The organism is Roseovarius gahaiensis (assembly GCF_011601345.1).
GTDB classification, from domain to species: domain Bacteria; phylum Pseudomonadota; class Alphaproteobacteria; order Rhodobacterales; family Rhodobacteraceae; genus Roseovarius; species Roseovarius gahaiensis.
Genome location: NZ_JAAORB010000040.1, coordinates 1 through 25,985, shown reverse-complemented (window position 1 = coordinate 25,985; position 25,985 = coordinate 1). Strand labels below are relative to the sequence as shown.

The following is a 25,985-nucleotide window of genomic DNA, read 5'->3' as shown; positions in this document are numbered from 1 at the left end:
CCTGGGGGCTTTGCACCGCATAGGCTGGGTCAAAATTAAACGCTGAACACGGGTCAGTTTTGAACGCTCATTGACAGGCCTGGACATAAAGGAGTTGCGCCTGCGCGCGGAGATCGAGGGGACAGAGTTTGCGGTCCCGGCGGAATTAAATGCGCGCTCTCCGATGGTCGCACTGACCGAGCAAAGCTTGTTTGCGGCGCGGCGGTCAGAACTGGCAGGTCAGCTTGCCGTGCTTGAGCAGCGCCGCCAGCAACGTGAACAGGACTTGAGCACGGCCGAGAGTACACAGGGGACGGCAGAGCGCACGGCGGGCTTCCTGGACGAAGAAATCGCCGTGGTTGAGCCTCTTGTGCGGGATAACATTGCGCCGGCCACCCGCCTGCTGGAGCTGCAGCGCCAGCTGGAACAGGCACGCGGTGAGCGGGATCGGGCAGAGGTTTCGATCGCGCAAGCGCGCTCTGGCATTACTGAGATTGAGACCGAAATTGAAAATGCGAGGGCGAACTTTAAGCTGCGTGCTATGGAAGAGCTGAATACGGTGGTCGCGGAAAAGAGCGAGCTCGAAGAGTCGCTGCCGCGCCTCGAAGAGCGCGTGAGCCGCACCGTAATCCGCGCGCCCATGGAGGGCATTGTGAGCCAGCTCAACTTCCGCACACCGGGAGGGTTTGTAAATACTGGCGACGTCATGCTGGAGCTTGTGCCAACTGGCGAGGCGCTGATCATTGAAGCGAAGATCATGCCACAGGACATTTCGCGCATCCGGGTGGATGATGCTGTACGCATTCGCTTGTCGGCTTACGATTCTGCGAAATACGGGACTGTTGATGGCCGTGTGCTGCGGATCAGCCCGGACGCGGTGGTCGATGAACAAAATGGTGGGGCAAGCCACTATTTGGTCGATGTGGCAATCGAAGGAGACTTGGTGCTGGAAGACACCGGTGAGGCGGTCACCTTCATCCCCGGCATGACCGCAACAGTTGATGTTCTGTCTGGTAAGCGCACCGTGCTGGAATATATCTGGCAGCCCGTCGCGCGCGTGCAGGAACTGGCGCTGAGGGACTGAAGAACACAGAAGGTATAAAGCATGCAGAAATCTGATCTGTTTGCTTTGTTTGTCAATCAGCGTTCAAAATCTTGGTGCGCGGACGCCAACTGGCCGGGCGCGCGCGCCCGGCACGAAATCTGCCGCCACTTGCTTGCGAAGCAAGCCGCTTTCTTGCGCGTCTCGGCAAGGCTGACCGGTCCGAAAGACCCTAGACCTATTTCCGGTTGGCGGCCCCAAAGGTTGAAACGAAAGACCCATTGCGCCCCACCATCGGCCCGCTTATGGAGCCAAAGACCCTGCCCATCGCAATGCTTGCCCACCGGCAGAGATTTGAGTTGAGCGACTGTAAATGCATTTGATTTTGCCATGGAAATATCCTTTCTTTTATACACGTCCCGGCTTGGCACTGCCCGGTTCATTCCGGGATGCCGTGAGGCATTAAGTTATTGATATTAAAGGAATATAAATCTTATGGCACTCAGTGAGAACGTATGACACAAAAAGAACAGCTCTCCGGCGGAAGTATTTTGCGAACAATGAAACCTTATCGAAAGGGGCAGTGATGTCATTTGGAAAAGGGTGCCACCTGCACCTGATCGACGGTTCGGCTTTTATCTTTCGCGCGTATCACGCCCTGCCGCCGCTGACCCGCAAATCGGATGGTCTGCCCATCGGGGCGGTGTCGGGCTTTTGCAATATGTTGCAGCGCTATATCGACGGGAACAGCGCCAGCAACGACGCGCCGACGCATGTTGCGGTGATCTTTGATAAAGGCAGCCATACGTTTCGCAATGACCTGTATGATCAATACAAGGCCAACCGCGATGCAATGCCCGAGGAGCTGCGTCCGCAGATCCCGCTGACCCGCCGCGCCACCGAGGCGTTCAACATCGCCTGCAAAGAGCTGGAAGGTTTTGAGGCCGACGATATCATCGCCACCCTGTCCTGTCAGGCGCGTGAGGCCGGTGGGCGCGTAACGATTGTGTCGTCGGACAAGGATTTGATGCAACTTGTCGGCGGCGGGGTCGAGATGTTCGATGCCATGAAAAACCGCCGTATTGACGCCGAAGGTGTCGAAGAGAAATTTGGTGTCGGGCCTGATCGGGTGGTCGATGTGCAGGCTTTGGCCGGTGACAGTGTCGATAACGTGCCCGGTGCGCCGGGCATCGGCATCAAGACCGCCGCGCTGCTGATCAATGAATTCGGCAGCCTAGAAAACTTGCTGGACCGCGCCGAAGACATCAAGCAGCCCAAACGCCGCCAGACGCTGATTGAAAAGCGCGAGCAGATCAAGCTGAGCAAGAAACTGGTGCAGCTGGATTGTGATACGCCACTTGATTTCACACTGGACGATCTTGAGGTGCGTGACCCCGACCCGGAAACCCTGTTGCGCTTTTTGGCCGAGATGGAGTTTCGGACGCTGTCCAAGCGCATTGCCGACGCATTGGATGCCGAGGCCCCGGTGATCCCCGATACCAACCCGGCAGGGGCTGACCCGATCGACACGGCCCCGGACTGGCCGGCGATCGACCCTGAGGCATATGAGCATGTCTCGACCCCTGCGGCGCTTGCGGCGTGGGTCGAACGCATCACGGCCCGTGGCTATGTGGCTGTGGATACCGAAACCACGTCACTGAATGAAATGCAGGCACGGCTGGTGGGCATATCGCTGGCGGTTGAGCCGGGGCAGGCTTGCTATATCCCCATAGCGCATCGTGATGGCGCGTCTGATGACCTGTTCAGTTCAGAGGCTCTGGCCGAGGGGCAACTGCCGTTTGATGATGTTCTGGCCGCGCTCAAGCCCGTGCTTGAGAATGACGCGATCCTCAAGATCGGGCAGAACATGAAATATGACGCCAAGATTTTTGCCCGTCATGATATCACCGTCGCGCCGTTTGATGACACCATGTTGATGTCTTACGCGCTGAATGCGGGCATTCATGGGCATGGTATGGATACCTTGTCCGAGCGCTATCTGAGCCATACGCCGATCCCCATCAAGACCCTGCTGGGCAGTGGTAAATCGGCCATTACCTTTGATCAGGTGCCGGTGACCGAGGCTGTGAAATATGCGGCTGAAGACGCCGATATCACCTTGCGCCTTTGGCAGACGTTCAAGCCGCAGCTGCATCGCGAGAAAGTGACAACTGTCTATGAAACGCTTGAACGTCCTCTGTCGCCCGTTTTGGCGCGGATGGAGCGTAATGGCATCAAGGTTGATCGGGAAACCCTGTCGCGCATGTCCGGCAAATTTGCCCAGAAAATGGCGCAGCTTGAGGATGAAATACACGAGCTTGCCGGTCGCAAGTTCAATGTCGGCAGCCCCAAGCAGTTGGGTGAAATCCTGTTCGACGAAATGGGCCTTGAAGGCGGTAAAAAGGGCAAGACCGGCGCTTATGCCACCGGCGCGGATGTGCTTGAGGATCTGGCCACCGAGCATGATTTGCCTGCCCGCGTGCTGGATTGGCGTGCGCTATCGAAACTGAAATCCACCTATACCGACGCGTTGCAGGACCATATCGACCCCGATACAGGCCGCGTGCATACGTCTTATGTGCAGACCGGGGCGAATACGGGGCGTTTGGCCTCGACCGATCCGAACCTGCAAAATATCCCCGTGCGATCCGAAGAAGGCCGCCGCATTCGCGAGGCGTTTGTCGCTGAACCGGGCAATGTTCTGGTCAGTCTCGACTATTCCCAGATCGAGCTGCGGATTCTGGCGCATGTCGCTGATCTGCCTGCGATGAAGCAGGCCTTCAAAGAGGGGCAGGATATCCATGCGATGACCGCGTCAGAGATGTTCGATGTGCCCATCGACGAGATGACGCCGGATATCCGCCGTCAGGCCAAGGCGATCAATTTCGGCGTGATCTATGGTATTTCAGGCTTCGGGCTGGCGCGCAATCTGCGCATTCCGCGCAGCGAAGCACAGGGATTCATCGACCGGTATTTTGAGCGATTCCCCGGCATCAAGACCTATATGGACGATACCGTTGGTTTCGCAAAAGAACACGGCTTTGTGCAAACGCTGTTCGGTCGCAAAATCCACACTCCTGAAATATCGGCCAAAGGGCCGCGTGCAGGGTTTGCCAAGCGCGCCGCGATCAACGCGCCCATTCAGGGCACTGCAGCTGATATCATCCGGCGCGCCATGGTGCGTATGCCAGACGCCATTCAGGGCCAGCCCGCCAAGATGCTGTTGCAGGTGCATGACGAACTGATCTTCGAAGTCTCTGAGGATGCCACCGACAAGCTGATCGAGACTGCCCGCGAGGTCATGGAAGGGGCCGCGTTGCCTGCTGTCAAAGTGGATGTGCCGCTGATCGTGGATGCGGGGCAGGGGGCGAACTGGGCGCAGGCGCACTGACCGGGCGCTTGCCCCGATAAGAAAGGGTTTTGCGGCGACCGGGTGCCGCTTCCAGGACACTGTCTGCCGTTTCTGCAATGCAGCAATTTGGCGAATCGGTTACGCCCGTGCATCCTGTTCCCGTGTTTCTCGGACAAAAGGTATCCCATGGCCCGCCAAACCAAACTGATCCTATGCCCCGTCAACCTGCGCCACGTCAAACTTGAATACAACGCCTATAGCGAGGCCGTTGAGATGGCCCAACGGCGCGGTGCAAAACTGATCGTCGCCACTGTTGCGCCCGAGATCGAGCGCAACCTGAATATCTACGATTCAGACAAATACTGGACCGAAGAGCTGAAGAAATTCATTGCAGCCCACCCGGCCGAAGGGGTCGATGTGGAAACCGTGGTGCGTAAAGGCGCCACGCATCGGCAGATCGTAAAGCTGGCAGATGACCGCAATGTCGATGTGATCATCATGGAATCGGCCAACCCGAAAGTGACGGATTACCTGCTTGGCACCACCGCCAGCCATGTCGTGACCCATGCCGAATGTTCGGTGTATGTGGTGCGTGCCTGATGCTGATCCTATGGGGCGGTCGTTCGGGCGCCCCGCGGCTTGTGGCGGGTCAGGCGGTGATCCAGCCGATACCGTCTTCGGTGCGGTCCGCAGGGGTGTATTCGCCGCTGACGTATCCGGCATACCCCTTTGCGTCCAGCGCTGCGAAAAAAGCGCTGTAGTCAATTTCGCCGCCTATGGGTTCGTGTCGCTCCGGATAGCCTGCCACCTGCACATGAGCGGCGCGGTGGCCGTGCTGTGACCAAGCGGCCAGCACGTCACCGGTTATCCGGTGCGCGTGGTAGGCATCGAATTGCAACGCCAGATTTGGCGCGCCGACAGTATCCAGAATTTCAGCCGCCAGATCAAAATCGTTCAGGAAATACCCCGGTATGTCATGGGGGTTGATCGGCTCGATTGTCAGGGGTTGCTCTGGTGCGGTCTCGCTGGCCCAGATCAGGTTGCGCACAAAGGTGTCGCGCGCTTCTGGGCCTTGGGCAACACCGGCCATGACATGGATATGGGTTGCGCCCAATACCTGTGCATAGCGCAAGGCCCGGCGGAAATCGTGGCGAAATCGATCCTCGCCACCGGGAATGGCGGCAAAGCCACGATCGCCCCCGGTCCAGTTCGGCGGTGGTGTGTTGATCAAGATCAACGGTAGCCCCGCGCATTCCAACGCGTCCCGGATCAGGTGGCCGGGTTCGTCATAGGGAAACAGAATTTCCACAGCAGCAAACCCTGCGTCCCGTGCGGCTGCCGGCCGCTCTAACAACGGGTATTCACGAAACAACATCGAAAGGTTGGCGGCAAATCGGGGCATCTTGGTTACTCTGCGGGTAAATCACCTTCGGGGACCACCCGGAAAAATTCACCGCCCGACCACAGCCCGAACCAGCCGTCCTGTCGTGTGCCATGTTCGATCAGGCGATAAAAACTTTTGCGGTCAATCAACGCCTCCAGACCGGCGCGGATCATCACATAGGGCGACGGCTCGCCGGTTTGTGGATCACGCTCGACCCTCAATGGATTGTCACGCCCTGCCACCACCCGATCACCGACATTGGTTTCAAAAATCAGTTCCTGATCCTTACCGTCCCCTTCGGCGTCCACATCGACGGCCACAAAGGGCGCGTCTTCGACGGTGAGTCCCACCTTTTCCACAGGAGTGACCAGATAAAACTTGTCGCCTTCCCGCTTGAGGATGGTGGAAAACAGCCGGACCAGACCGGGCCGGGTGATTTCGCCGCCTTCATGATACCATTTACCGTCGCGGGTGATACGAATGTCCAAATCGCCCACAAACGGCGGATTCCACTCCTGCACGGGCGGTATTCCCTTGCCCTGTGCGGCGCGGGCGGAGGCTGCCAAGCTCTCGGCTGATGGGTTCGTGATCTGATCTTTGCTCATTGCTTTTGCCATTTTGCTTGGGCGCGATACACTCATAGGGAAGAATATAGCCTGATAGGGAGTTTTGCCATGACCGATGACGCCGATCTGCTGGCCGGTATTGAGGCGCTTGAGGACAAGCTGGCGGAGGCGCGCGCCTCGATCACACGCCGCTTTATCGGGCAAGAGCGCGTGGTTGATCTGTCTTTGACGGCTCTTTTGTGCGGCGGGCATGGCCTGTTGATCGGTTTGCCGGGTCTTGGCAAAACACGGCTGGTCGACACGTTAAGCACCGTGATGGGGCTTAACGCGAACCGCGTGCAGTTCACGCCCGATCTGATGCCTGCCGATATTCTGGGGTCCGAGGTTTTGGAAACCGGCGCGGATGGGTCGCGCAGTTTCAAGTTCATCCCCGGCCCGATTTTTTGCCAGCTGCTGATGGCCGATGAAATCAACCGCGCCAGCCCGCGCACGCAATCCGCTCTGTTGCAGGCGATGCAAGAGCGTCAGGTCACCGTCGCTGGCCAAGACCGCGCGCTTGAGCCGCCGTTTCACGTCCTGGCGACGCAAAACCCGATTGAACAGGAAGGCACCTATCCTCTGCCCGAGGCCCAGCTTGACCGCTTTCTTGTGCAGATCGACGTGCCCTATCCCGATCGCGATACCGAACGCGGCATCCTGCTGGCCACCACAGGTGCGGAAGAGGCCGCGGCGCATCAAGTGTTTTCCGCGTCCGAGTTGATCGAGGCGCAAGCGCTTCTACGCCGGATGCCGGTGGGGGAGTCTGTGGTTGAATGCATTCTTGATTTAGTGCGTGCTTGCCGCCCCGACGATGACAGCGCATCGGACACGGTCCGAAAGGATGTGGCGTGGGGGCCGGGGCCGCGCGCGGCACAGGCGTTGATGCTGACAGTTCGGGCGCGGACCATGCTGCAAGGGCGGCTGGTGCCCGATATTGATGATGTCGCCGCCATGGCGCAGCCGGTTTTGATCCACCGCATGGCATTGAATTTTGCGGCGCGCGCCCGCGGCGGGCGGCTGGAAGACCTGATTTCCAACACAGTTGCCGAGGTCACCCGCACCGAGGCCGCCGCGTGACCCATCCCGCCGATCTTCGCACGCGGTCCGAAGCCGAGGCCGCCACGCTGCCACCGCTTCTGGCGCGGGCCGAGCATTTGGCCGGCACGGTCCTTTTGGGCGAACATGGCCGGCGGCGTGCAGGTATGGGCGATGATTTCTGGCAATATCGCCCGGTGATGCCGGGTGATGCGCTGCGCGATATAGATTGGCGCCGTTCGGGGCGTTCGGATGCGCAATTCGTGCGGCAGCGCGAATGGCAAATTGCGCAAAGCGTCATGATCTGGGCAGATGATGCAGCCTCGATGCGCTTTGCGTCGGAAGATGTGCTGCCACAAAAATCCGACCGGGCCCGTCTGTTGGCTTTGTCGGTCGCGATCTTGCTGAACCGCGCGGGCGAACGCGTGGGGCTGACTGGCCATGCCTTGCCGCCGCGCCGTGGCACTGTGCAAATCGCGCGGTTGGCCGAGGCGCTCACGCAAGAGAGCGACGAGGATTACGGAACCCCGGATTTGCAAGGGTTGATGGCACAAGGCCGGGCGTTGTTCCTATCCGATTTCATGGGTGATATCGAGGACGTGCGCAAGGCCCTGACCCGCGCGGCGGACCGTGGGGTGCAAGGCGCGGTGTTGCACATTCTGGACCCGGCGGAAGAGGCGTTTCCTTTCCGGGGGCGCACCATTTTCGAAAGCGTCGGTGGAACGCTTTCGCATGAAACGCTCAAGGCCAATGATCTGCGGGATCGCTACCTTGAGCGTCTTGCCGAGCGTAAGGATGAATTGCAGGCGCTGTGTACGGTCACAGGCTGGCACTATGGGCTGCACCATACCTCGGACAGTGCGCAATCGGCGCTGCTGTGGCTGTATCGCGCTTTTGATGGGGGGCATGCATGATGCTGGGGCCAATAGCCTTCACCGCGCCATGGTTGCTGCTGGCATTGGCAGCCTTGCCGATCTTGTGGATTTTGCTGCGGGCCGTGCCGCCCGCCCCCATCCGGCGGCGGTTTCCCGGTGTGGCGCTGCTCTTGGGGCTCAAGGACGACGACACCGTTACCGATCGCACGCCATGGTGGCTGTTGTTGTTGCGTATGCTGGCCGTGGCTGCCGTTATCATTGGCCTTGCCGGGCCAGTTCTCAACCCGCGCGATCAGGGGGATCAGGTGCAAAGCGGCCCGCTTTTGATCGTGCTGGATGCCAGTTGGGCCAGTGCCCGTGACTGGCCTTCGAAATTGGCGCTTCTGGATGACATGCTGTCCGAGGCTGGGCGCAATGCGCGCCCCGTGGCCATTCTGCGCCTGACCGAGCCGCAGCCTGTTGCCTTCCGCGCGGCCGAGGATTGGCGCAGCCGTCTGTCGGGCCTTGCGCCTCAAGCTTGGGCGCCGGTGCCGTCGATGATCGAACGCGCACGCGCGGCCCTGCCCGACGGGGCTTTTGAAACCCGCTGGATGTCTGACGGGCTGGAGCATGAGGGCCGCGCGTCCCTGCTGGCTGATCTGGAGGCGCGGGGCGCGGTCACTGTCTACGAAAGCCCCTCGCCCATCTTTGCCCTGACCCCGGCGATGATCGAGGAGGGGGTCGTCAAGTTGACGGCGCGCCGGGCGACGCCGGGTGCCGCGCGCGATGTCATGGTCGAGGCGCATGGCCGCGACCCTCAAGGTAGTCCGCGAATGCTGGCCCAAATGCCCCTTAGTTTTGAGGCAGGCGCGATGACGGCCACTGGCGATCTGTCTCTTCCGGCTGAAATGCGCGCGCGTCTGACGCGTTTTGAAATAACCGGTCAAAACACCGCCGGGGCGGTGACCCTGACCGATGACAGCCTGAAACGGCGCGAGGTCGCCCTGATCGCGGGACGCGAAAACCGCGAGGGGCTAGAGCTCCTGTCGCCGCTGCATTACTTGGAACAGGCGCTTTTGCCTTCGGCTGATCTGTTGGACGGCGCGCTGCTGGATATCCTGCCCGCCAATCCTGATGTGATCGTTCTGGCCGATGTGGCGACGGTGTCGCAGGCCGAGCAAGACGCCCTTTTGGACTGGCTGGATCAGGGTGGGTTGTTGTTGCGGTTTGCCGGGCCGCGCCTTGCGGCCTCTGACGTGTCGCGCACCGAGGAATCGCCGCTTTTGCCGGTGCGGCTGCGCGCCGGTGGGCGGACTGTGGGTGGCGCGATGAGTTGGGGCGAACCCAAGGCACTTGCGCCTTTCGCCGACGACAGCCCCTTTGCCGGGTTGTCCGTGCCCGGCGATGTGACCGTTTCGGCACAAGTGATGGCGCAGCCTGACCCGACGCTGGCCGACCGGGTGATCGCGCAACTGACTGACGGCACGCCACTTGTAACGCGGAAACGCGTGGGCACAGGGCAGGTGGTGTTGTTCCACGTCACCGCAAATGCGGAATGGTCCAGCCTGCCGCTGTCTGGCTTGTTTGTTCAGATGCTGGAACGTTTGGCTGTGTCATCTGCCGTGACCCTGCCGGACATGGCTCAGTTGCAGGGCACCACGTGGCAACCCGCGCAGGTTTTGGACGGGTTCGGCGCGTTACAGGATGCGGGGACATTGCCGGGCATTGCGGGCGAACGCCTGATCACCGATGTGCTTGGCCCCGATCTGCAACCGGGTCTTTACGATGGCCCCGACCGTCGGTTTGCTTTGAATGTCGTCGGAGCTGATACAGCGCTGACGCCGGTCACATGGCCCGCCCGCATCCCGGTTGAGGGGCTGGCCCGTGCGCCCGAAACCCCGTTGGGGGGCTGGCTGCTGGCGCTGTCTTTGCTGTTGCTGATGGCAGATGTTGCGGCCTCTTTGGCCCTGTCGGGTCGGCTTTGGCCGGCGCGTGCGGCTGCGCTGGTGCTTGCTGCGCTGTTGCTGCCCGCCGCCCCGCATGGCGCGCAGGCGCAATCGGCGGCTGACAAAGAACTGGCGGCGGCCTCGGAAGTGACCTTGGCCCATGTCCTGACGGGGAACACGCGGCTGGATGATACCGCGCGCGCCGGGCTTGTCGGCCTGAGCGAAACGCTGTTTTTCCGCACATCCGTAGAGCCCGCTGACCCTATCGGTGTGGATTTGGAAATGGACGATCTGGCGCTTTATCCGTTGCTTTACTGGCCGGTCACGCCCGATCAGCCGATCCCGTCACAAGAATCCTATGCCAAGCTGAACGACTACCTTCGAACCGGCGGCATGATCGTATTCGACACGCGCGACGCGAATGTGGCAGGCTTTGGGGCATCGTCGGCCAACGGACAGATGTTGCAACGGCTGGCGCGCCCGCTTGATATCCCCCCGCTGGAGCCGGTCCCCGAGGATCACGTTCTGACGCGCACCTTTTACTTGCTACAAGATTTCCCCGGCCGCCATTCCGGTCGCTCTGTCTGGGTTGAGGCCGCGCCGGCCGATGCGGAAAAGGTCGATGGCATGCCGTTTCGTAACCTCAACGATAACGTGACGCCCGTGGTGATCGGCGGCAATGACTGGGCCGCGGCTTGGGCGATGGATGATCGCGGCAATGCGCTGTTTCCGGTGGGCCGTGGCTTCGCCGGAGAGCGGCAGCGCGAAATGGCCTATCGCTTTGGTGTGAACCTTGTGATGCATGTGCTGACCGGCAACTATAAATCCGATCAGGTGCATGTGCCCGCATTGCTGGATAGGCTGGGCCAATGACCGGAACGCTGATTTTCGACCCGCTTCTGCCTTGGCCACTGATTGCCGTGCTTGCGGTGGCACTGATCATCGGGATCGGTCTTGCGCTGTGGCGCGGCCTGTCGGGCTGGCCGCTTAGGGCGCTGGCCGGTCTGGTGATCCTTGCGGCCCTGTCCGGCCCGGCCTATCAGGTCGAAGACCGCGCGCCGCTGAATGACATCGTGCTGCTGCTTGAGGATCAAAGCGCCAGCCAGAACCTTGCGGATCGCGCCAGCACCACCACGCAGGCCGCAGATGAGCTGGCCGCGCGGCTTGCTGCGCGGCAAAACACCGAGGTTCGGCGCATCGCTATTCCTGACGGGGCCGATAACGCCGGCACGCAGGCCATGACCGCCCTGTCCGAGGCCCTTGCCGAAGAGCCGCGCGGACGTATCGCGGGCGCAATCCTTCTGTCGGATGGTCGCATTCACGACGTTGACCGCGCCCCGGACCTGCCAGCACCGCTGCACCTGCTGCACACAGGCCGCAGCACCGACTGGGACCGTCGCCTGACGATCAAGAATGCCCCGGCCTTTGCCATTTTGGGCGAAGAGGTGACCCTGACCTTGACCGTGACCGATGATGGCGCGGCGCCAGAAGGGGTTGAGACCGTGCCGCTGGACATCTCGATTGACGGGGAAGAGCCCCAGCGATTCGATGTGCCCTTGGGCCGTGATATCGAACTGCCCCTGACGCTGCCGCATGGTGGGCGCAACGTGTTGCAATTCACCACGCCAGAGGCGCCGGGCGAGTTGACCGACCGCAACAATACCGCTCTTGTGCAGATCAACGGTGTGCGCGATCGGCTGTCCGTGCTGTTGGTCTCGGGCGAGCCGCATGCCGGGGGCCGCACATGGCGCAACTTGCTGAAATCCGACAGCTCGGTCGATCTGGTGCATTTCACCATTTTGCGCCCGCCTGCAAAACAGGACGGCGTGCCGGTGCGCGAACTGTCTTTGATCGCCTTTCCGACGCGCGAATTGTTTCTGGAAAAGATCGACGATTTCGACCTGATCATATTCGACCGCTATAAGCGCCGCGGCATTCTGCCCTCGCTCTACCTTGATAACGTGCGCAATTATGTCGAGGAGGGGGGCGCTGTTCTGATTGCAGCCGGGCCTGATTTCGCCAGTGCCGACAGCCTTTACCGCACGCCCATCGAATCCATCGTGCCGGCGCGCCCCACCGCGCGCGTGCTTGAGGAACGGTTTCGTCCAAGCGTGACCGACCTTGGCCAACGCCATCCGGTCACGTCGGGGCTGGAACGGGAATTTGATGGTGATTGGGGGCGTTGGATGCGTCAGATCGAGGTTGAACAAACCTCGGGTGATATTGTCATGTCCGGGCAGGATGATCGTCCGTTGCTGGTGTTGGACCGCGTCGAAGAGGGGCGCGTTGCACTTTTGGCGTCTGATCACGCGTGGTTGTGGAACCGTGGCTACGAAGGCGGCGGCCCGCAACTGGAACTGCTGCGGCGGCTGGCGCATTGGATGATGAAAGAACCCGAGCTTGAGGAAGAGGCGCTTTGGGCCGAAGCGACCGGTCAACAGATGCGGATCATTCGCCGGTCGCTGTCGGATACCGTCGGCCCGGTTACGATCACCACGCCATCGGGTGATGTGATTGAACGCGAGTTGAGCGAGGTGCAGCCCGGCCGGTTTGAAACCTTGTTCGACGGGCCTGAAATCGGGTTGTACCGGTTGGAGAACGGGGATCAGAGTGCCGTTATCGGCCTTGGCCCTGCTGCGCCGGTCGAGTTTGAACAGACCATTGCAAGTGCCGGGCCTTTGCAACCCATCCTTGACCGGACCAGCGGTGGCGCCAAGGCGCTTGCGGACGGTCTGCCGCGCATCCGTGATGTGCGTCCGGGTCGCCCGGCGGCGGGCCGTGGCTGGATCGGGCTGACCCCGCGCGACGCGTTTGAAACGCTTTCGGTTACGCAGGCCCCGCTTTTGCCCGCATGGGTGGTGCTGGCCTTGATCGCAGCCTTGACCTTGGGCGGGTGGCTTCGCGAAGGGCGGCGCTGAAAATCGTGGCGCATGCGGCCTTTGGGGCGGTCAGAGTCGGGCCGGAATGTTGAAAAGACGTGTCAGGCGGCGCACGGTTGACGGCGTCACCTCGTAATAGGTGGCAATCTCCCGGTCGCTCAGGCCGTATTCCCGCATGGCGTGCAGCGCGCCCACCGGATCATGACCAAGCTTGCCAGAAATCTGGCAGCCTGATTTCTTGCCGCCCTGAACGATGTTCTGTTCCAAGATTGTTTTCAGGCGCCCGGCGGCAAAATATGGGCTTTCGTAGGTCATGTGACGCATATCATCATCTCGCTTGCGTTTCCCTGGGTCCATGCCGTGCTCAGCTTTGGCGTGTGCCCCGAGACTGCCCAAAATCTACACAGGCCGCATTGACGGCGGTTAAAGCCGCGCTGCCGGTGCCGCACTTGGGCGAAATTGTGGAAGCCCGCTTTGGCGGGCCTATTCTTGGTTTAAGGCGCTGATGTGCGGCGCGTTTGACTAGGCAGGGCCGGCACGATTTCGCGCTTTAGCGTGGCATGGTCGATTCCGGCCATGTGCGACAGCGCCTGAGGGTTCAGAATCCGAACATCCATGTGATCGCTCATGGCAAGAATGCCGTTGCGCGACATCCGCCGCATGGTGCGACATACATGCACAGACGATAACCCGATGAAATCGCCGATTTGTTGCTGTGTCAGGGGTATGTGAAACTCGGGCAGGGCGGACCCACTGATCATGTTGACCCGGATGTGTAACTCCAACAGCGCATAGGCCACCCGCATCTCGGCGGTGCCTTTGCCCAGCCGAAGCATCCGTTCAGAGTGCCGCGCTCGTCGGGCGGCGTCTTTGCCGTGAAGCCATTGCCGCAAGTCGGGGCAGTCCGAGATTAGCGTTTGCCAAGTGGCGCGGTGCAGAGTGGCCACCGTTCCAAGGGTCAGCCCATTGATCGTGACAGATGACGTTTCGCCATCCGCCGTGGTCGGATCGACGATATCGCCTTGCAATGCAAAATCAATGATCTGGGTTTGCCCCTGTTCCAGCGTTTTGGACAACGCCAGCCAGCCATCAAGAACGCAGTAGACCACTTGGCAGGGGTCACCTTCCAACAGCAAAGTGCAGTCTTTGCTAAGCCTTTGCGAATGGTGATCGCATGCGGCTTGCAGTTTGGTTGAAAACCCCGTGTTGACCAACCCCGGCAAAACATGTGCCGGACCGACCTGCTTTTCATTGATCGTGTATCCAGAAAACACAGCAATCCCCCTTGCTGTCCAATCTAAAACCGATGGGAAACTGGTAAGACACTGAGTCAGCAAGCCGAGTGCGCAATCCGATGCATGGCCTATGTTTATCTTATACACCACGGCACCGCGATTGTCTTGAGTTCTGTTTGTGACGGCTGATCTTGGTCGACCGATCCGCTGCGCGGGCCGTCTCGGAAAGGTCGAGATTCAGGCTGGAGAGGACGCAGTGAAATCCTTGGCGCAAGCGAAACCATTAACCAAACGCAAAAAGGATGACGTGCCCGTTTGATCAGTCGCGATTGCGCGATTGCAGCACGCGATCCGCTTCCTCGATCAGGCGCATCACGTCTTGATCTGTGGTTTGGCGGAAATCATCGTAATGCGCCCCAACCCCCAAAAAGGGGTGTGGCTGCGACAGGCAAATCACATCATCGGCATCATTTTGCAGGCGCTTGAGCGTATCCGGTGCGGCCACCGGAACGGCCAAGACAAGGTGTGCAGGCGCTTGGCGTCGCACCGCCAGCAGAGAGGCACGCATTGTTGCGCCGGTTGCGATTCCGTCATCAACAATGATGGCCGTGCGCCCCTTGATTGGAACGGGGGCGCGTCCCTTTAGGTAGATACCGCGCCGGCGCTTGATCTCGTCCAATTGGGATTTTGCAAGCCGGTCGATGTCTTGTGCAGACAGGCCGGCATGTTCGGCGATGGCATGGTTGGTGACGGTCTGCGGGGTGTCCCCGTTCACGATGGCGGCAACAGCCAGTTCCGGCTGATCGGGCAGGCCGATCTTGCGCACCATCACCAGATCCATTGGGGCGCTTAAGGCGCGCGCAACCTCAAGCCCAACGGGAACGCCCCCACGTGGCAGCGCCAGAACGACGGGATCATCATATTTTTTGGTTTGCAGGACTTGCGCAAGGCGGTGTCCGGCGTCTGTGCGGTCGGTGAATTCAGGCATGGCGGTTTTTGGCCCCGGTGTCGTTTGGCTTTACCACGACCCATCTTGCCTTGCGGCGAGATGTATCGCGTTAACCGGGATCAACTTTGCTGGACCTGAACAGGCCCTTGGGCTGGCGCGGCTTTGCGGTACCGGCCACGCCCAAGGATGAACCACGCGTCGATCTTAGCGCTGTCCGCGTGGCTTTCCCCTTTTTGGGGTAGCTTCACTGGTTTTGGCCAGCTTACGGGCGCGGTTTTTCTTGCTGCTCGGTTTGCCGACCGGAGGTTTCGGGCCGTGATTGGCTTTGCCGGTCTTTTTTAGTTCGGTGACCGGGCTGTCCTCGGATTTGCTACTATCGTGCTTTGGCTTGGGGCGACTGGTCGGCTTGCTGCCAGGTTTAGGCTTTTTCACACGCGGCTTTGGGGCGTCGTTCCAGTCGACCGGTGTTGTGGTGCCAGATGCTTTGGCTGGGGTGCTTTCCGGGGGCGCCGGTTTCTTGCTGTGGGTTGCCTTGCCCTTGGCAGGCCCACTGGGTCTTGGCGTTTTGTCGAATTTTGGCGGCTGCGACAACTGCGTGAGCTTGGCCCCGTCCTCAAGCGTCATGCTTGATCCGATTGCACCTAGAAAACCCTGAACGGCGCTTTGGCGAATCTCGATCAAAGAGGCATCAGGCTGAATGCGGATCGCGCCAACATCCTCGCGCGACAGATTGCCCAATTTGCACAGCATGGGCAGAAGTCTGCGTGGTTCCGCCCCGGCGGCCCGTCCTCCCTCAAGCGAGAACCAGACGCTTGGCCCAAAGGCTTCGCGCGGGGCAGGGGCGGCGGACAGGTCGGATAGCTCCTCGGGTGCTGAATGCCGCTCGCGGAACAGACGAACATAGGCCGCCGCCAATTGCTCGGCGGTGAAGGTGTTTACCAGCTTTGCCACGGCTTCACGGTTCGAGTCTTCCAACTCGGTTGACCAATCGGAACTGGCCAGCATCCGTTCGTCATCTTTCGCTGTGACCTCTTCGGCGGATGGGGCATCGGCCCATTCCGCTTTCAGCTTGGCCCAGCCAAGCAACCTTTGGGCTTTCTTGCGCGCAGCGGGCGGCACGATCAGTGCACTAACGCCCTTGCGCCCGGCCCGCCCGGTGCGGCCTGAGCGGTGCAAAAGCGTGTCCTGATTCGTTGGCAATTCGGCATGAATGACCAGTTCAAGGTTCGGCAGGTCGATGCCGCGGGCGGCCACATCTGTCGCCACACAGACCCGTGCGCGCCCGTCGCGCATCGACTGCAGGGCATGGGTGCGTTCGTTTTGCGATAGTTCCCCGGACAGGGCGACAACTGAAAACCCCCGGTTCGATAACCGTGTGGTCAGCCGGTTTACCATCGCGCGGGTGTTGCAAAACACAATCGCATTGGGGGCTTCGTAATAGCGCAGCACGTTGATAATGGCGTTTTCCGAATCCCGCGCCGAGACGTTGAGCGCGCGGTATTCGATATCGGCATGTTGCGTGGCACCCGTGGCGGTCGAGATGCGCACAGCCTCGGTCTGATACCTTTGGGCCAGCTTTGCAATTGCGGCTGGAACGGTGGCGGAAAACAACAGGGTCTGCCGCTCTGTCGGGGCCTGATCCAGTATGAATTCAAGATCTTCGCGGAAGCCCAGATCCAGCATTTCGTCGGCTTCATCCAGAACAACGGCTTTCAGCCCGCTCAGATCAATCGACCCGCGCATGACATGATCGCGCAGGCGGCCGGGTGTGGCCACGACAATATGCGCCCCGCGCTGTAGGGCCCGGCGCTCGTCGCGCATGTCCATTCCGCCCACGGTCGAGGCCAGAACAGCCCCGGCATGGGCAAACAGCCACGTCAGCTCGCGCTTGACCTGCATCGCCAATTCCCGCGTCGGAGCGATCACCAAGGCCAGCGGTGCGGCCGCAGGGCCAAAGGATTCTGCCTCGCCAAAAAGGCCCGGGGCAATCGCCAAGCCAAAGCCAAGCGTTTTGCCCGATCCGGTCTGCGCCGAGACCAACAAGTCTTTGCCGGTCAGTTCAGGTGCGGTCACAGCCGCTTGCACAGGGGTGAGAGTGGTATACCCTTGGGTATCCAAGGCTTTTGCGAGAGCGTTTTTCAAGATTGGTCCGTCTTCATGATTGAGGCAGCCTGCATCGCGCGATCATGCTCCACCGGCCGGTAAACCCTCGCGTTACCTTGTTGTACGGGGGATGTATAGGCCGACTTGTCGAAATGACGCCGCAGTTGCAGGCCTGTGTTTGACCCGGTCAAGGCAACCGCCGCTTTGACGTTTGACGGGTTGCCACTGGCAGCTGAGCACACAGACCCGGCCACCAAAACCGCCTAAGCGATTGATATTTATTATGAAAGTGGTGAGCCGTGCAGGATTCGAACCTGCGACCCACTGATTAAAAGTCAGTTGCTCTACCAACTGAGCTAACGGCCCACTAGGCGGCCTATCTAGAAAGACCGGGGCAGGGGGTCAACCCCGAAATTGACGCTTTTTCCTTTGGATGCTGGATTCGTGTCCGGTGCGGGTTTATATGCCCGCTTATGAACACGCGATTTGATAGTGATTTGCCCTTTATGAAGATGCACGGGCTTGGCAACGACTTTGTCGTGCTGGATGCGCGTGTGCGTAACATTGCTGTCACGCCTGCACTGGCGATTGCCTTGGCCGATCGGCACAGGGGTGTCGGATTCGATCAGTTGGCCGTGATCTCTACCGGGGCCGGGGATGCGCATCTGACGTTTTACAATTCGGATGGCTCGACATCGGCGGCTTGCGGCAATGCGACTCGCTGTATTGCGCGGGTCTTGATGGATGAAAGCGGCCAGACGGCGCTGCGCCTGACCACCGAACGCGGAGAGCTTCAGGCGACTGATGTCGGGGATGGGCTGACCTCGGTCAATATGGGGCAGCCGCAACTGGACTGGCGCGATGTGCCGCTTGCTGAGGAAATGGACACCCTTGAATTGCCGATCGAGGGCGGCCCGACCGCCACAGGCATGGGCAACCCGCATTGCACCTTCTTTGTCGAGGATGCCACCGCCGTCCCGTTGGAACAATTCGGCCCGCGCTACGAGCATCACCCGCTTTATCCTGAGCGCACCAATGTTCAGGTCGCCAGCCTTGTTGGCCGCGATCATCTGCGCATGCGGGTTTGGGAACGGGGCGTCGGCGTGACGCTGGCCTCTGGGTCGTCCAGTTGCGCCACCGCAGTGGCGGCGGCACGGCGTGGGTTGACCGGGCGCACCCTGCGCATTGATTTGGATGGCGGCACGCTGCATGTCGACTGGCGCGAGGATGGGGTTTGGATGACAGGCCCGACCATGCACGTGTTTGACGGCGTGCTGACCCCGCAGTTTTTGCGGGGGCTGGAATGACGCAACCACCCCGCTTTACCACCCTTGGGTGCCGCCTGAACGCCTATGAAACCGAGGCGATGAAAGAGCTAAGCCAACAGGCGGGGCTTGAAAACGCGGTTGTCATCAACACCTGCGCGGTCACCGCCGAGGCGGTGCGCAAGGCGCGGCAGGAAATCCGCCGCCTGCGCCGGGAAAACCCAGAGGCCCGGCTGATCGTTACAGGCTGCGCCGCCCAGACCGAGCCCGAGACTTTCACCGCCATGCCCGAGGTCGACGCCGTGATCGGCAACACCGAAAAGATGCAGCCCGAGACATGGGAGCGTATGGCGGCCGATTTTATTGGCGAAACCGAAGCGGTCATGGTGGATGACATCATGAGTGTCACCGAGACCGCCGGGCACCTGATTGACGGGTTCGGCACCCGCAGTCGCGCCTATGTGCAGGTGCAGAACGGGTGCGACCATCGCTGCACCTTCTGCATTATCCCTTATGGCCGGGGCAATTCGCGCAGCGTGCCTGCTGGCGTGGTGGTGGATCAAATCAAGCGTTTGGTCGATCGCGGCTATAACGAAGTGGTCCTGACCGGTGTGGATCTGACAAGCTGGGGGGCCGATTTGCCGGCGCAGCCTCGTTTGGGTGATCTTGTTATGCGTATCCTCAAACTGGTGCCCGATCTGCCCCGCCTGCGGATCAGTTCGATCGATTCGATCGAAGCGGATGACAACCTGATGCAGGCGATTGCCACCGAACCGCGCCTGATGCCTCATCTGCATCTGTCGCTGCAGCATGGCGATGACCTGATTCTCAAGCGGATGAAGCGGCGGCACCTGCGCGATGACGCGATCCGCTTCTGCCAAGAGGCACGCCGCCTGCGCCCCGATATGACCTTTGGGGCCGATATTATTGCGGGCTTTCCGACCGAGACCGAAGCGCATTTTGAAAATTCGCTCAAACTGGTGATCGACTGCGACCTGACGTGGCTGCACGTGTTTCCCTATTCCAAACGCGAAGGCACCCCGGCCGCCCGCATTCCGCAACAGGTGAACGGCAAAGCGATCAAAGAGCGTGCCGCGCGCCTGCGCGCCGCCGGCGATGCGCAGGTCACGCGCCACTTGGCAGCGCAGCAGGGCCGCACCCATCATGTGCTGATGGAAAGCCCCCGCATGGGCCGGACTGAACAATTTACCGAAGTCGCCTTTGACAGCGACCGAGGGGAGGGGTGCATCGTGACGGCGACGGTCACGGGGAGTCGCAAAGGACAGCTGGTTGCGGCCTGACATGCGGGGAAGGCGACTGGACAGTGGTGATCCAGCCTCTTAGCGTGACGTCAGACCCAAACATCAAGGACTGTTCCCTATGAAGCTTATTTCATCCGGCACCTCGCCTTTCGTGCGCAAGGTTCACGTTTTGCTACACGAAACCGGGCAAATGGACGATCTGGAAATCGTGACAGCCCTCACAAGCCCGTTCGATACGGCACCCGAAGTGGCCAGCGCCAATCCATTGGGCAAGATCCCAGCCCTGATCCGCGACGAAGGACCAACGATTTATGACAGCCGGGTGATTTGCCGTTTTCTGGATGACCGGGCGCAATCCAACCTCTATCCGCAGGGGCGCCTGTGGGAGACGCTGACATTGGAGGCGACGGCAGACGGGATCATGGAGGCCGCGGTTTTGATGTTGTATGAACACAGATTGCGCCCCGCCGAGGCGGTGTTGGAGTCGTGGGTCGATGCCCAGTGGGATAAGATCGAAAGTGCAGTGAATGCCTTGAACGCGCGTTGGGTCAGCCACTTGCGCGGCCCGTTGGACATGGGCCAGATCGCCATCGGCTGTGCGCTGGCCTATCTGGATTTCCGGCATGATGCACGCGGCTGGCGCAAGGGCAACGATGCCTTGGATGATTGGTTTGCCTTGTTTTCACAGCGCGACAGCATGCAGGCCACACAGCCGGCCGAATAAACCGCACTGGGCCGATCGCAAACAAAAACGGCGGGTCAGATGCCCCGCCGTTTCATGTTTTCCAAACCCGTCGTCTCAGAAACTGTAGCTGACACCGACATTGACCGCATGGGTCAGCAATTCGGTGTTCAGTTTGCCGGGCAACTGGCCCGGTGCCGGGTCAATCGTGATCTCATTGTCGGACCAGACGGCCTGATATTCCCCGAACAGGGCCCATTTTTCCGTAAGATCGTATTTCAGACCGGCAATCGCGCGCACCGCCAGGCCGGTTGTCTCGTAGCCGAAGGTGCGAATGCCCGAGGCGTTTACCTGCGCATCCACATGCGGAATTGCCACACCAACACCCGCGCCAACATAGGGGGTGAACTTGGGCGTTGCCTTGAAGGCGCCGGGCCAGCGTTTCATGACGTTGGCGGTGATGATGTTGTGACCATCCGACAGCTCAAGACGGCTGACGCCGATTGCAGCCATATCAGCCTGCGAGGCATAGGCCTTGGAATGTGTGCCTTCGAGGCCGAAGCCGATGTTGTTGTCCATCCACCAAATCGCGCGCCCGCCGTAATAAAACGGGCTTTCGAACGGTTTGCCTTTCCAGTCGACCGACCGGCTGACGGGGGCACCACCGGGCAAATACCCGGACGCGGTGCTGCCATCGACACTTTGCGTGCCAATGTAAAAGCTGAGTTCAACCTCGGCGGCTGCGGGGGCGGCCATGGCGGACGCGGCCGCGACGGCCGCGATTTTGATGACATTTTTCATCGTCGATATCTTTCACTTTAAAGGGTGTTTTGTTGGGTTCTGTATACATGGAAAAGGCTATGCTCAAGCGCGACACATGCGCGCCTTGATCACATCGGCGGCATTGCGCACTGGACGCAGGGTGCAACGCCAGCTAAATAGCGACGCGATACGGTGCACTGAGTCCGCGCCGCATACGTGCAAAAGGCCGGTTTCGGCTTTGAAAATGGAGTAACCCCCGTGTCCCACGCAGAAGAACACGAAGGCACCCGGAGAGATTTCCTCTACTACGCCACGGCAGGCGCAGGTGCTATTACAGCAGGGGCCGCCGTATGGCCTCTTGTCAATCAGATGAACCCGTCGGCCGATGTCCAAGCGCTCAGCTCGATCCGGGTTGACGTTTCGGGTGTCGAAGCAGGCACACAGTTGACGGTGAAATGGCTGGGCAAGCCCGTTTTCATTCGCCGCCGCACGGAACAGGAAATCGAAGACGCCCGCGCCGTCGAACTGTCCGACCTGCCCGACAAGAACGCACAGAACCGCAACGACATGGCCCTTGACGCCGCAGACCAGAACCGCACCCTTGATGATGCAGGGGAGTGGCTGGTGATGATCGGTGTCTGTACGCACCTTGGCTGCGTCCCGTTGGGTGGCGCTGGTGACTATTCTCTCGAAGGTGGCGTTGGCGGCTGGTTCTGCCCCTGTCACGGGTCGCACTACGACACCGCGGGTCGTATCCGCAAAGGCCCCGCCCCGGAAAACCTTTGGGTGCCGGTGGCCGAATTCGTCGATGATACGACGATCAAACTGGGATAAGGAAACGCGCACATGTCCGGAATTCCGCACGATCATTACGAGCCTCAAACTGGCGGTCAAAAGTGGCTGCATTCAAGACTGCCCATCGTCGGGCTGCTGTATGACACCATCATGATCCCCACGCCCAAGAACCTGAACTGGATGTGGATCTGGGGGATCGTTCTGACCTTCTGTCTGGCTTTGCAGATCATCACAGGCATCGTTCTGGTGATGCACTACACGCCGCATGTCGATCTGGCCTTTGCCTCGATCGAACATATCATGCGCAACGTGAATGGTGGCCACATGATCCGCTACCTGCATATGAACGGCGCATCGCTGTTCTTCTTGGCAGTGTATCTGCATATCTTCCGCGGCCTTTACTACGGGTCATATAAAGCGCCGCGTGAAATCACGTGGATCATTGGCATGCTAATCTATCTGATGATGATGGGCACCGCCTTTATGGGCTACGTGCTGCCTTGGGGTCAGATGTCGTTCTGGGGCGCCACCGTGATCACCGGCCTGTTCGGCGCGATCCCGTTCATCGGCGAATCGATCCAGACATGGCTTCTGGGTGGGCCGGCTGTGGATAACGCCACGCTGAACCGTTTCTTCTCGTTGCATTATCTGCTGCCCTTCGTGATCGCGGCCTTGGTGGCGGTTCACATCTGGGCCTTCCACACCACGGGCAACAATAACCCCACCGGTGTCGAAGTGCGTCGCGGGTCCAAGGCCGAGGCCAAGAAAGACACTGTGCCGTTCTGGCCCTACTTCGTGATCAAGGACTTGTTCGCGCTGGCCCTGCTGATGGTTATTTTCTTCGCCGTTGTCGGATTCATGCCCAACTATCTGGGCCACCCCGACAACTACATCGAAGCCGACGCATTGGTGACGCCTGCACACATCGTGCCCGAATGGTACTTCCTGCCGTTCTACGCGATCCTGCGCGCCTTTACCGCCGATGTCTGGGTGGTGATGTTTGCAAGCTGGATCACCGGCGGCATCATCGACGCCAAGTTCTTCGGCGTGCTGGCCATGTTTGGGGCCATCGCGGTGATGGCTCTGGCGCCTTGGTTGGATACCTCCAGTGTGCGGTCTGGCCGCTATCGTCCGATGTTCAAGTGGTGGTTTGCGCTGCTCGTCGTCGACTTCATCGTGCTGATGTGGGCCGGGGCCATGCCCGCCGAGCCGCCCTATTCCACGATCTCGCTGATCGGGTCGGCCTACTGGTTCGCGTATTTCCTCGTCATCCTGCCCCTGTTGGGCGTGATCGAGAAACCGCTGCCGCAGCCCGAAACGATCGAAGACGATTTCGCGTCGCACTACCCCAAGGCATCGGGTGAGGCGGGTCAAACCGCACCCACCCCTGCCGAATAAGAAAGGAAACGGGATCATGCTTAAGAAACTTGCGATTTCCGCAATCGCCGCCCTGACCCTTTCGACGGGGGCCTCGATGGCCGCTGGCGCCGGTGGGCATATCGAAGATGTCGACTTTTCGTTCGAAGGGCCCTTTGGGACATTCGACCAGAACCAGCTGCAGCGCGGCCTGAAGGTTTATACGCAGGTCTGCGCGGCGTGCCACGGCATGAAATACGTGCCGCTGCGGACGCTGGGCGACGACGGTGGCCCGCACCTGCCAATGGATCAGGTGCGCGCCTATTCCGAGCAGTTCGAAGTCTTCGATGAAGAGCTGGATGATTTTCGCCCGGCCAAACCGACGGATCACTTCCCTGAATCCATGATGGAAACAGCACCTGATCTTAGCCTGATGGCCAAGGCGCGTGCAGGCTTTCACGGACCGCAAGGCACGGGTTTGGCGCAGCTCTTCAAAGGCATGGGTGGGCCGGAATACATCTATTCTCTCTTGACCGGTTACACGGGCGAAGAGAAGTTCGAAGCCGGGACTGCGTTTTATGAAAACACGGCTTTTCCCGGTGGCTGGATTGCCATGGCCCCGCCGCTTTATGGTGAGGATGTCGAGTTTGACGATGGTCATGCCAACACCGTAGAGAGCCAGTCGGAAGATGTGGCGGCGTTCCTGATGTGGGCGGCAGAGCCCAAGATGATGGCACGCCAGCAGGCTGGCCTGACGGGTGTGATCTTTCTGACGGTGCTGACGGTTCTGCTGTATCTCACGAACAAGCGGATCTGGGCCCCGATCAAGGGTAAGAAAAACGTCTGACGTCACACGGCGTCAACCGCGCAGGTTTGCCCCGCCCGGATCACTCTGGGCGGGGTTTTTATTTTCAACGGCACTGAGCGTGAGTGAACGGATGTTTGTGCGGCCTGTGCGGCTCAGTCCCGGCGCAAAGTATCGCCGTAGCTGATCGTCGGTTCCAGCGCCACGCGCACGGGCGCGTCATCGTTTGGGTGCTCGACCCGCGCCGCGATGATCTCGGCCGCGCGCCGCCCGATATCCTGCCGGCAGGCGTCCATCGTGGCCAATTCTTTGGGCAGCCCTTTTAACAGGTTTAAACCGTTAAAGCCTGCCAATCCGATCTGGCCCGGGATATCGACCCCCGCTTCGACCAGATGCATCAGCCCACCCGCGCCGATCATATCGTTTGAATAATACAAGAAATCCAGATCCGGGGTGCGTTTGAGGATGGCCTCGGTCATCTCTCGGCCTTTGACCAAGGCCGAGCCGCCAGAATAGAACTCCTGATCGGCCACTTCGATCCCGGCTTTGGCCATGGCTTCGGTGAACCCTTCGAACCGCTTTCGCGCCCGGTGATCCAGCGGCATCTTGGTGCCCAGAAACCCGATGCGTTTGTATCCGGCCTTCAAAATGGCCTGCGCCATCTGCTGCCCGGCGCGGCGATGCGAAATGCCCACAACGGAATCAACCGGCGTGCCGTCCACGTCCATAATCTCGACCACCGGAATACCTGACGCGCGTAGCATTGCACGGCTGGCGTCGGAATGTTCCAGCCCGGCGATGATCACGCCAGAAGGACGCCATGACAGCATCTCGTAAAGGACTTTTTCCTCCTTCTCGGGAAGATAATCCGACAGGCCCACAACCGGCTGCAAGTCGGTCGTTTCCAAGACCTGCGTGATCCCGGTCATGACTTCGGGAAAGACCATGTTCGACATCGACGGAATGATCACCGCCACCAGATTGACGCGCTGACTGGCCAACGCACCGGCGATCTTGTTGGGGACGTACCCCAACTGCTTGGCGGCTTCCAGAACCCGCTGACGGGTCGCGTCCGACACATCCCCGCGATTGCGCAAGACGCGGCTGACGGTCATTTCAGAGACACCTGACGCCTCGGATACATCACGTAGGGTCAGGGGGCGTTGGTCGGGTTTGGTCAAAGTCGTTATCCTGAGAAATGCTTCGTAATTGTTACCGCGAACAGTCGGGCAGGATCAAGCGTAACGCAATCGACCGATGACAAACACAAAAACCCACGCTAAACGAGGGCCCGAGGCCCCGTGGCTCAACTGGATAGAGCAGCCCCCTCCTAAGGGGCAGGTTGCAGGTTCGAATCCTGCCGGGGTCGCCAATTCATGATTTTGTACCTTTCTTTTCAGCGTCTTGTGGGTGCGTTTTGCCCAACCCGCCGTGAAGGTTGGACAAGTTTTCGAGCAAATCCAGCGCTGACGACGCTAATGTCATGCGATTTGCTGCGGCAATGTAGCGACGGGCTTCGTGATGTGAGCGATGCCCAAGGAACGCTGCAATCTGTGCTTCCGTAGCACCAGCTTCGGCCAGACGCATAGCGCCGTGCTTGCGCAACCCATGTGTGCGACTGTGAATCGGCATGCAAAAGTGACCCACCTGGGTGGGTTATGATCATCTAAAACTGACCCACCTGCCACGTTAGCA

The 25,985-nt window shown here is 60.1% G+C and carries 23 protein-coding genes and 2 tRNA genes; 14 read left to right on the top strand and 11 right to left on the bottom strand.

Annotation, left to right across the window (positions count from 1 at the left end):
- The first annotated feature begins 70 nt into the window (after positions 1–70).
- The gene (locus HAT86_RS14355; protein ID WP_167199285.1) at positions 71–1,063 is read left to right on the top strand and encodes an HlyD family type I secretion periplasmic adaptor subunit; all 993 of its coding nucleotides are present in this window, start codon (positions 71–73) and stop codon (positions 1,061–1,063) included.
- 56 nt (positions 1,064–1,119) lie between these two features.
- On the opposite strand, the gene HAT86_RS17080 is transcribed toward HAT86_RS14355, so the two are convergent.
- Positions 1,120–1,413, bottom strand: a complete 294-nt coding sequence (locus HAT86_RS17080; RefSeq protein WP_331272559.1) for an Arm DNA-binding domain-containing protein — start codon at positions 1,411–1,413, stop codon at positions 1,120–1,122.
- A 194-nt stretch (positions 1,414–1,607) separates the two neighbouring features.
- Between HAT86_RS17080 and polA the strand changes: the two genes are divergently transcribed.
- Positions 1,608–4,412, top strand: coding sequence for a DNA polymerase I (polA, locus tag HAT86_RS14350; protein ID WP_167199283.1), 2,805 nt, complete (start codon positions 1,608–1,610; stop codon positions 4,410–4,412).
- 147 nt (positions 4,413–4,559) lie between these two features.
- Positions 4,560–4,973, top strand: coding sequence for a universal stress protein (locus HAT86_RS14345; RefSeq protein ID WP_167199280.1), 414 nt, complete (start codon positions 4,560–4,562; stop codon positions 4,971–4,973).
- A 49-nt stretch (positions 4,974–5,022) separates the two neighbouring features.
- On the opposite strand, the gene HAT86_RS14340 is transcribed toward HAT86_RS14345, so the two are convergent.
- Together HAT86_RS14340 and HAT86_RS14335 are read right to left on the bottom strand one after the other, a co-directional pair.
- Complete coding sequence (locus HAT86_RS14340; protein ID WP_167199277.1) at positions 5,023–5,775, bottom strand: hydroxypyruvate isomerase family protein; 753 nt, start codon at positions 5,773–5,775, stop codon at positions 5,023–5,025.
- Positions 5,776–5,780: 5 nt separating this feature from the next.
- Positions 5,781–6,362, bottom strand: coding sequence for a DUF1285 domain-containing protein (locus HAT86_RS14335; protein WP_167199274.1), 582 nt, complete (start codon positions 6,360–6,362; stop codon positions 5,781–5,783).
- A gap of 69 nt (positions 6,363–6,431) precedes the next feature.
- On the opposite strand from HAT86_RS14335, the gene HAT86_RS14330 reads away from it, so the two are divergent.
- The 4 genes from HAT86_RS14330 to HAT86_RS14315 are packed head-to-tail and all read left to right on the top strand — an operon-like array spanning position 6,432 to position 13,115.
- On the top strand, positions 6,432–7,439 hold the full coding sequence (locus tag HAT86_RS14330) for an AAA family ATPase (protein WP_167199271.1): 1,008 nt from the start codon (positions 6,432–6,434) through the stop codon (positions 7,437–7,439).
- Positions 7,436–8,311, top strand: a complete 876-nt coding sequence (locus HAT86_RS14325; protein ID WP_167199268.1) for a DUF58 domain-containing protein — start codon at positions 7,436–7,438, stop codon at positions 8,309–8,311. The genes HAT86_RS14330 and HAT86_RS14325 overlap by 4 nt, the downstream gene beginning before the upstream one ends.
- A complete protein-coding gene (locus HAT86_RS14320; protein ID WP_167199266.1) occupies positions 8,308–11,070 on the top strand; it encodes a DUF4159 domain-containing protein in 2,763 nt (920 codons plus the stop codon). Before HAT86_RS14325 ends, HAT86_RS14320 begins: the two co-directional genes overlap by 4 nt.
- A complete protein-coding gene (locus tag HAT86_RS14315; protein WP_167199263.1) occupies positions 11,067–13,115 on the top strand; it encodes a hypothetical protein in 2,049 nt (682 codons plus the stop codon). The genes HAT86_RS14320 and HAT86_RS14315 overlap by 4 nt, the downstream gene beginning before the upstream one ends.
- A 30-nt stretch (positions 13,116–13,145) precedes the next feature.
- Here HAT86_RS14315 and HAT86_RS14310 read toward each other — a convergent pair whose 3' ends face one another.
- The 5 genes from HAT86_RS14310 to HAT86_RS14290 form a co-directional block, all read right to left on the bottom strand.
- Positions 13,146–13,400, bottom strand: coding sequence for a helix-turn-helix domain-containing protein (locus HAT86_RS14310; protein ID WP_167199260.1), 255 nt, complete (start codon positions 13,398–13,400; stop codon positions 13,146–13,148).
- A gap of 170 nt (positions 13,401–13,570) precedes the next feature.
- A complete protein-coding gene (locus HAT86_RS14305; protein WP_167199257.1) occupies positions 13,571–14,350 on the bottom strand; it encodes a Crp/Fnr family transcriptional regulator in 780 nt (259 codons plus the stop codon).
- Between the two features lie 280 nt (positions 14,351–14,630).
- Complete coding sequence (locus HAT86_RS14300) at positions 14,631–15,299, bottom strand: phosphoribosyltransferase (RefSeq protein ID WP_167199255.1); 669 nt, start codon at positions 15,297–15,299, stop codon at positions 14,631–14,633.
- A gap of 165 nt (positions 15,300–15,464) precedes the next feature.
- Positions 15,465–17,402, bottom strand: a complete 1,938-nt coding sequence (locus tag HAT86_RS14295; protein WP_167199252.1) for a DEAD/DEAH box helicase — start codon at positions 17,400–17,402, stop codon at positions 15,465–15,467.
- Positions 17,403–17,653: 251 nt separating this feature from the next.
- Positions 17,654–17,729, bottom strand: a tRNA-Lys gene (locus HAT86_RS14290).
- 107 nt (positions 17,730–17,836) lie between these two features.
- Between HAT86_RS14290 and dapF the strand changes: the two genes are divergently transcribed.
- The 3 genes from dapF (at position 17,837) to HAT86_RS14275 (ending at position 20,614) form a co-directional block, all read left to right on the top strand.
- The gene (gene dapF / locus HAT86_RS14285; protein WP_167199249.1) at positions 17,837–18,670 is read left to right on the top strand and encodes a diaminopimelate epimerase; all 834 of its coding nucleotides are present in this window, start codon (positions 17,837–17,839) and stop codon (positions 18,668–18,670) included.
- Positions 18,667–19,929 carry a tRNA (N(6)-L-threonylcarbamoyladenosine(37)-C(2))-methylthiotransferase MtaB gene (gene mtaB / locus HAT86_RS14280; protein ID WP_167199246.1) on the top strand — a complete coding sequence of 421 codons (1,263 nt, stop codon included), beginning with the start codon at positions 18,667–18,669 and terminating at the stop codon, positions 19,927–19,929. Before dapF ends, mtaB begins: the two co-directional genes overlap by 4 nt.
- A 79-nt stretch (positions 19,930–20,008) precedes the next feature.
- Positions 20,009–20,614: a glutathione S-transferase gene (locus HAT86_RS14275; protein ID WP_167199243.1), complete on the top strand. Its 606-nt coding sequence runs from the start codon at positions 20,009–20,011 to the stop codon at positions 20,612–20,614.
- Positions 20,615–20,689: 75 nt separating this feature from the next.
- Here the strand turns inward: HAT86_RS14275 and HAT86_RS14270 are convergent, their stop codons facing one another.
- Positions 20,690–21,373: an outer membrane protein gene (locus tag HAT86_RS14270; protein ID WP_167199241.1), complete on the bottom strand. Its 684-nt coding sequence runs from the start codon at positions 21,371–21,373 to the stop codon at positions 20,690–20,692.
- A 219-nt stretch (positions 21,374–21,592) separates the two neighbouring features.
- Here HAT86_RS14270 and petA point away from each other — a divergent pair, with 219 nt between their 5' ends.
- Genes petA through HAT86_RS14255 form a run of 3 tightly spaced genes read left to right on the top strand, consistent with a single transcriptional unit; the run spans position 21,593 to position 24,332 of the window.
- The gene (gene petA / locus HAT86_RS14265; protein WP_167199238.1) at positions 21,593–22,168 is read left to right on the top strand and encodes a ubiquinol-cytochrome c reductase iron-sulfur subunit; all 576 of its coding nucleotides are present in this window, start codon (positions 21,593–21,595) and stop codon (positions 22,166–22,168) included.
- 12 nt (positions 22,169–22,180) lie between these two features.
- On the top strand, positions 22,181–23,527 hold the full coding sequence (gene petB, locus HAT86_RS14260) for a cytochrome b (RefSeq protein ID WP_167199235.1): 1,347 nt from the start codon (positions 22,181–22,183) through the stop codon (positions 23,525–23,527).
- A gap of 16 nt (positions 23,528–23,543) precedes the next feature.
- The gene (locus tag HAT86_RS14255; protein ID WP_167199232.1) at positions 23,544–24,332 is read left to right on the top strand and encodes a cytochrome c1; all 789 of its coding nucleotides are present in this window, start codon (positions 23,544–23,546) and stop codon (positions 24,330–24,332) included.
- Positions 24,333–24,445: 113 nt separating this feature from the next.
- Here the strand turns inward: HAT86_RS14255 and HAT86_RS14250 are convergent, their stop codons facing one another.
- The gene (locus tag HAT86_RS14250; RefSeq protein ID WP_167199229.1) at positions 24,446–25,471 is read right to left on the bottom strand and encodes a LacI family DNA-binding transcriptional regulator; all 1,026 of its coding nucleotides are present in this window, start codon (positions 25,469–25,471) and stop codon (positions 24,446–24,448) included.
- A gap of 114 nt (positions 25,472–25,585) precedes the next feature.
- On the opposite strand from HAT86_RS14250, the gene HAT86_RS14245 reads away from it, so the two are divergent.
- A tRNA-Arg gene (locus HAT86_RS14245) sits at positions 25,586–25,662 on the top strand.
- 2 nt (positions 25,663–25,664) lie between these two features.
- Here HAT86_RS14245 and HAT86_RS14240 read toward each other — a convergent pair.
- Positions 25,665–25,877, bottom strand: coding sequence for a hypothetical protein (locus HAT86_RS14240; protein WP_167199226.1), 213 nt, complete (start codon positions 25,875–25,877; stop codon positions 25,665–25,667).
- Positions 25,878–25,985 lie beyond the last annotated feature (108 nt).

Coding starts and splice junctions, on each gene's coding strand:
- mtaB (WP_167199246.1), top strand. CDS start 18,667: ATGACGCAACCACCCCGCTTTACCACCCTTGGGTGCCGCCTGAACGCC.
- polA (WP_167199283.1), top strand. CDS start 1,608: ATGTCATTTGGAAAAGGGTGCCACCTGCACCTGATCGACGGTTCGGCT.
- HAT86_RS14315 (WP_167199263.1), top strand. CDS start 11,067: ATGACCGGAACGCTGATTTTCGACCCGCTTCTGCCTTGGCCACTGATT.
- HAT86_RS14300 (WP_167199255.1), bottom strand. CDS start 15,299: ATGCCTGAATTCACCGACCGCACAGACGCCGGACACCGCCTTGCGCAA.
- HAT86_RS14240 (WP_167199226.1), bottom strand. CDS start 25,877: ATGCGTCTGGCCGAAGCTGGTGCTACGGAAGCACAGATTGCAGCGTTC.
- HAT86_RS17080 (WP_331272559.1), bottom strand. CDS start 1,413: ATGGCAAAATCAAATGCATTTACAGTCGCTCAACTCAAATCTCTGCCG.
- HAT86_RS14340 (WP_167199277.1), bottom strand. CDS start 5,775: ATGCCCCGATTTGCCGCCAACCTTTCGATGTTGTTTCGTGAATACCCG.
- HAT86_RS14255 (WP_167199232.1), top strand. CDS start 23,544: ATGCTTAAGAAACTTGCGATTTCCGCAATCGCCGCCCTGACCCTTTCG.
- dapF (WP_167199249.1), top strand. CDS start 17,837: ATGAACACGCGATTTGATAGTGATTTGCCCTTTATGAAGATGCACGGG.
- HAT86_RS14270 (WP_167199241.1), bottom strand. CDS start 21,373: ATGAAAAATGTCATCAAAATCGCGGCCGTCGCGGCCGCGTCCGCCATG.
- HAT86_RS14320 (WP_167199266.1), top strand. CDS start 8,308: ATGATGCTGGGGCCAATAGCCTTCACCGCGCCATGGTTGCTGCTGGCA.
- HAT86_RS14330 (WP_167199271.1), top strand. CDS start 6,432: ATGACCGATGACGCCGATCTGCTGGCCGGTATTGAGGCGCTTGAGGAC.
- petB (WP_167199235.1), top strand. CDS start 22,181: ATGTCCGGAATTCCGCACGATCATTACGAGCCTCAAACTGGCGGTCAA.
- HAT86_RS14275 (WP_167199243.1), top strand. CDS start 20,009: ATGAAGCTTATTTCATCCGGCACCTCGCCTTTCGTGCGCAAGGTTCAC.
- HAT86_RS14335 (WP_167199274.1), bottom strand. CDS start 6,362: ATGAGCAAAGATCAGATCACGAACCCATCAGCCGAGAGCTTGGCAGCC.
- HAT86_RS14345 (WP_167199280.1), top strand. CDS start 4,560: ATGGCCCGCCAAACCAAACTGATCCTATGCCCCGTCAACCTGCGCCAC.
- HAT86_RS14310 (WP_167199260.1), bottom strand. CDS start 13,400: ATGCGTCACATGACCTACGAAAGCCCATATTTTGCCGCCGGGCGCCTG.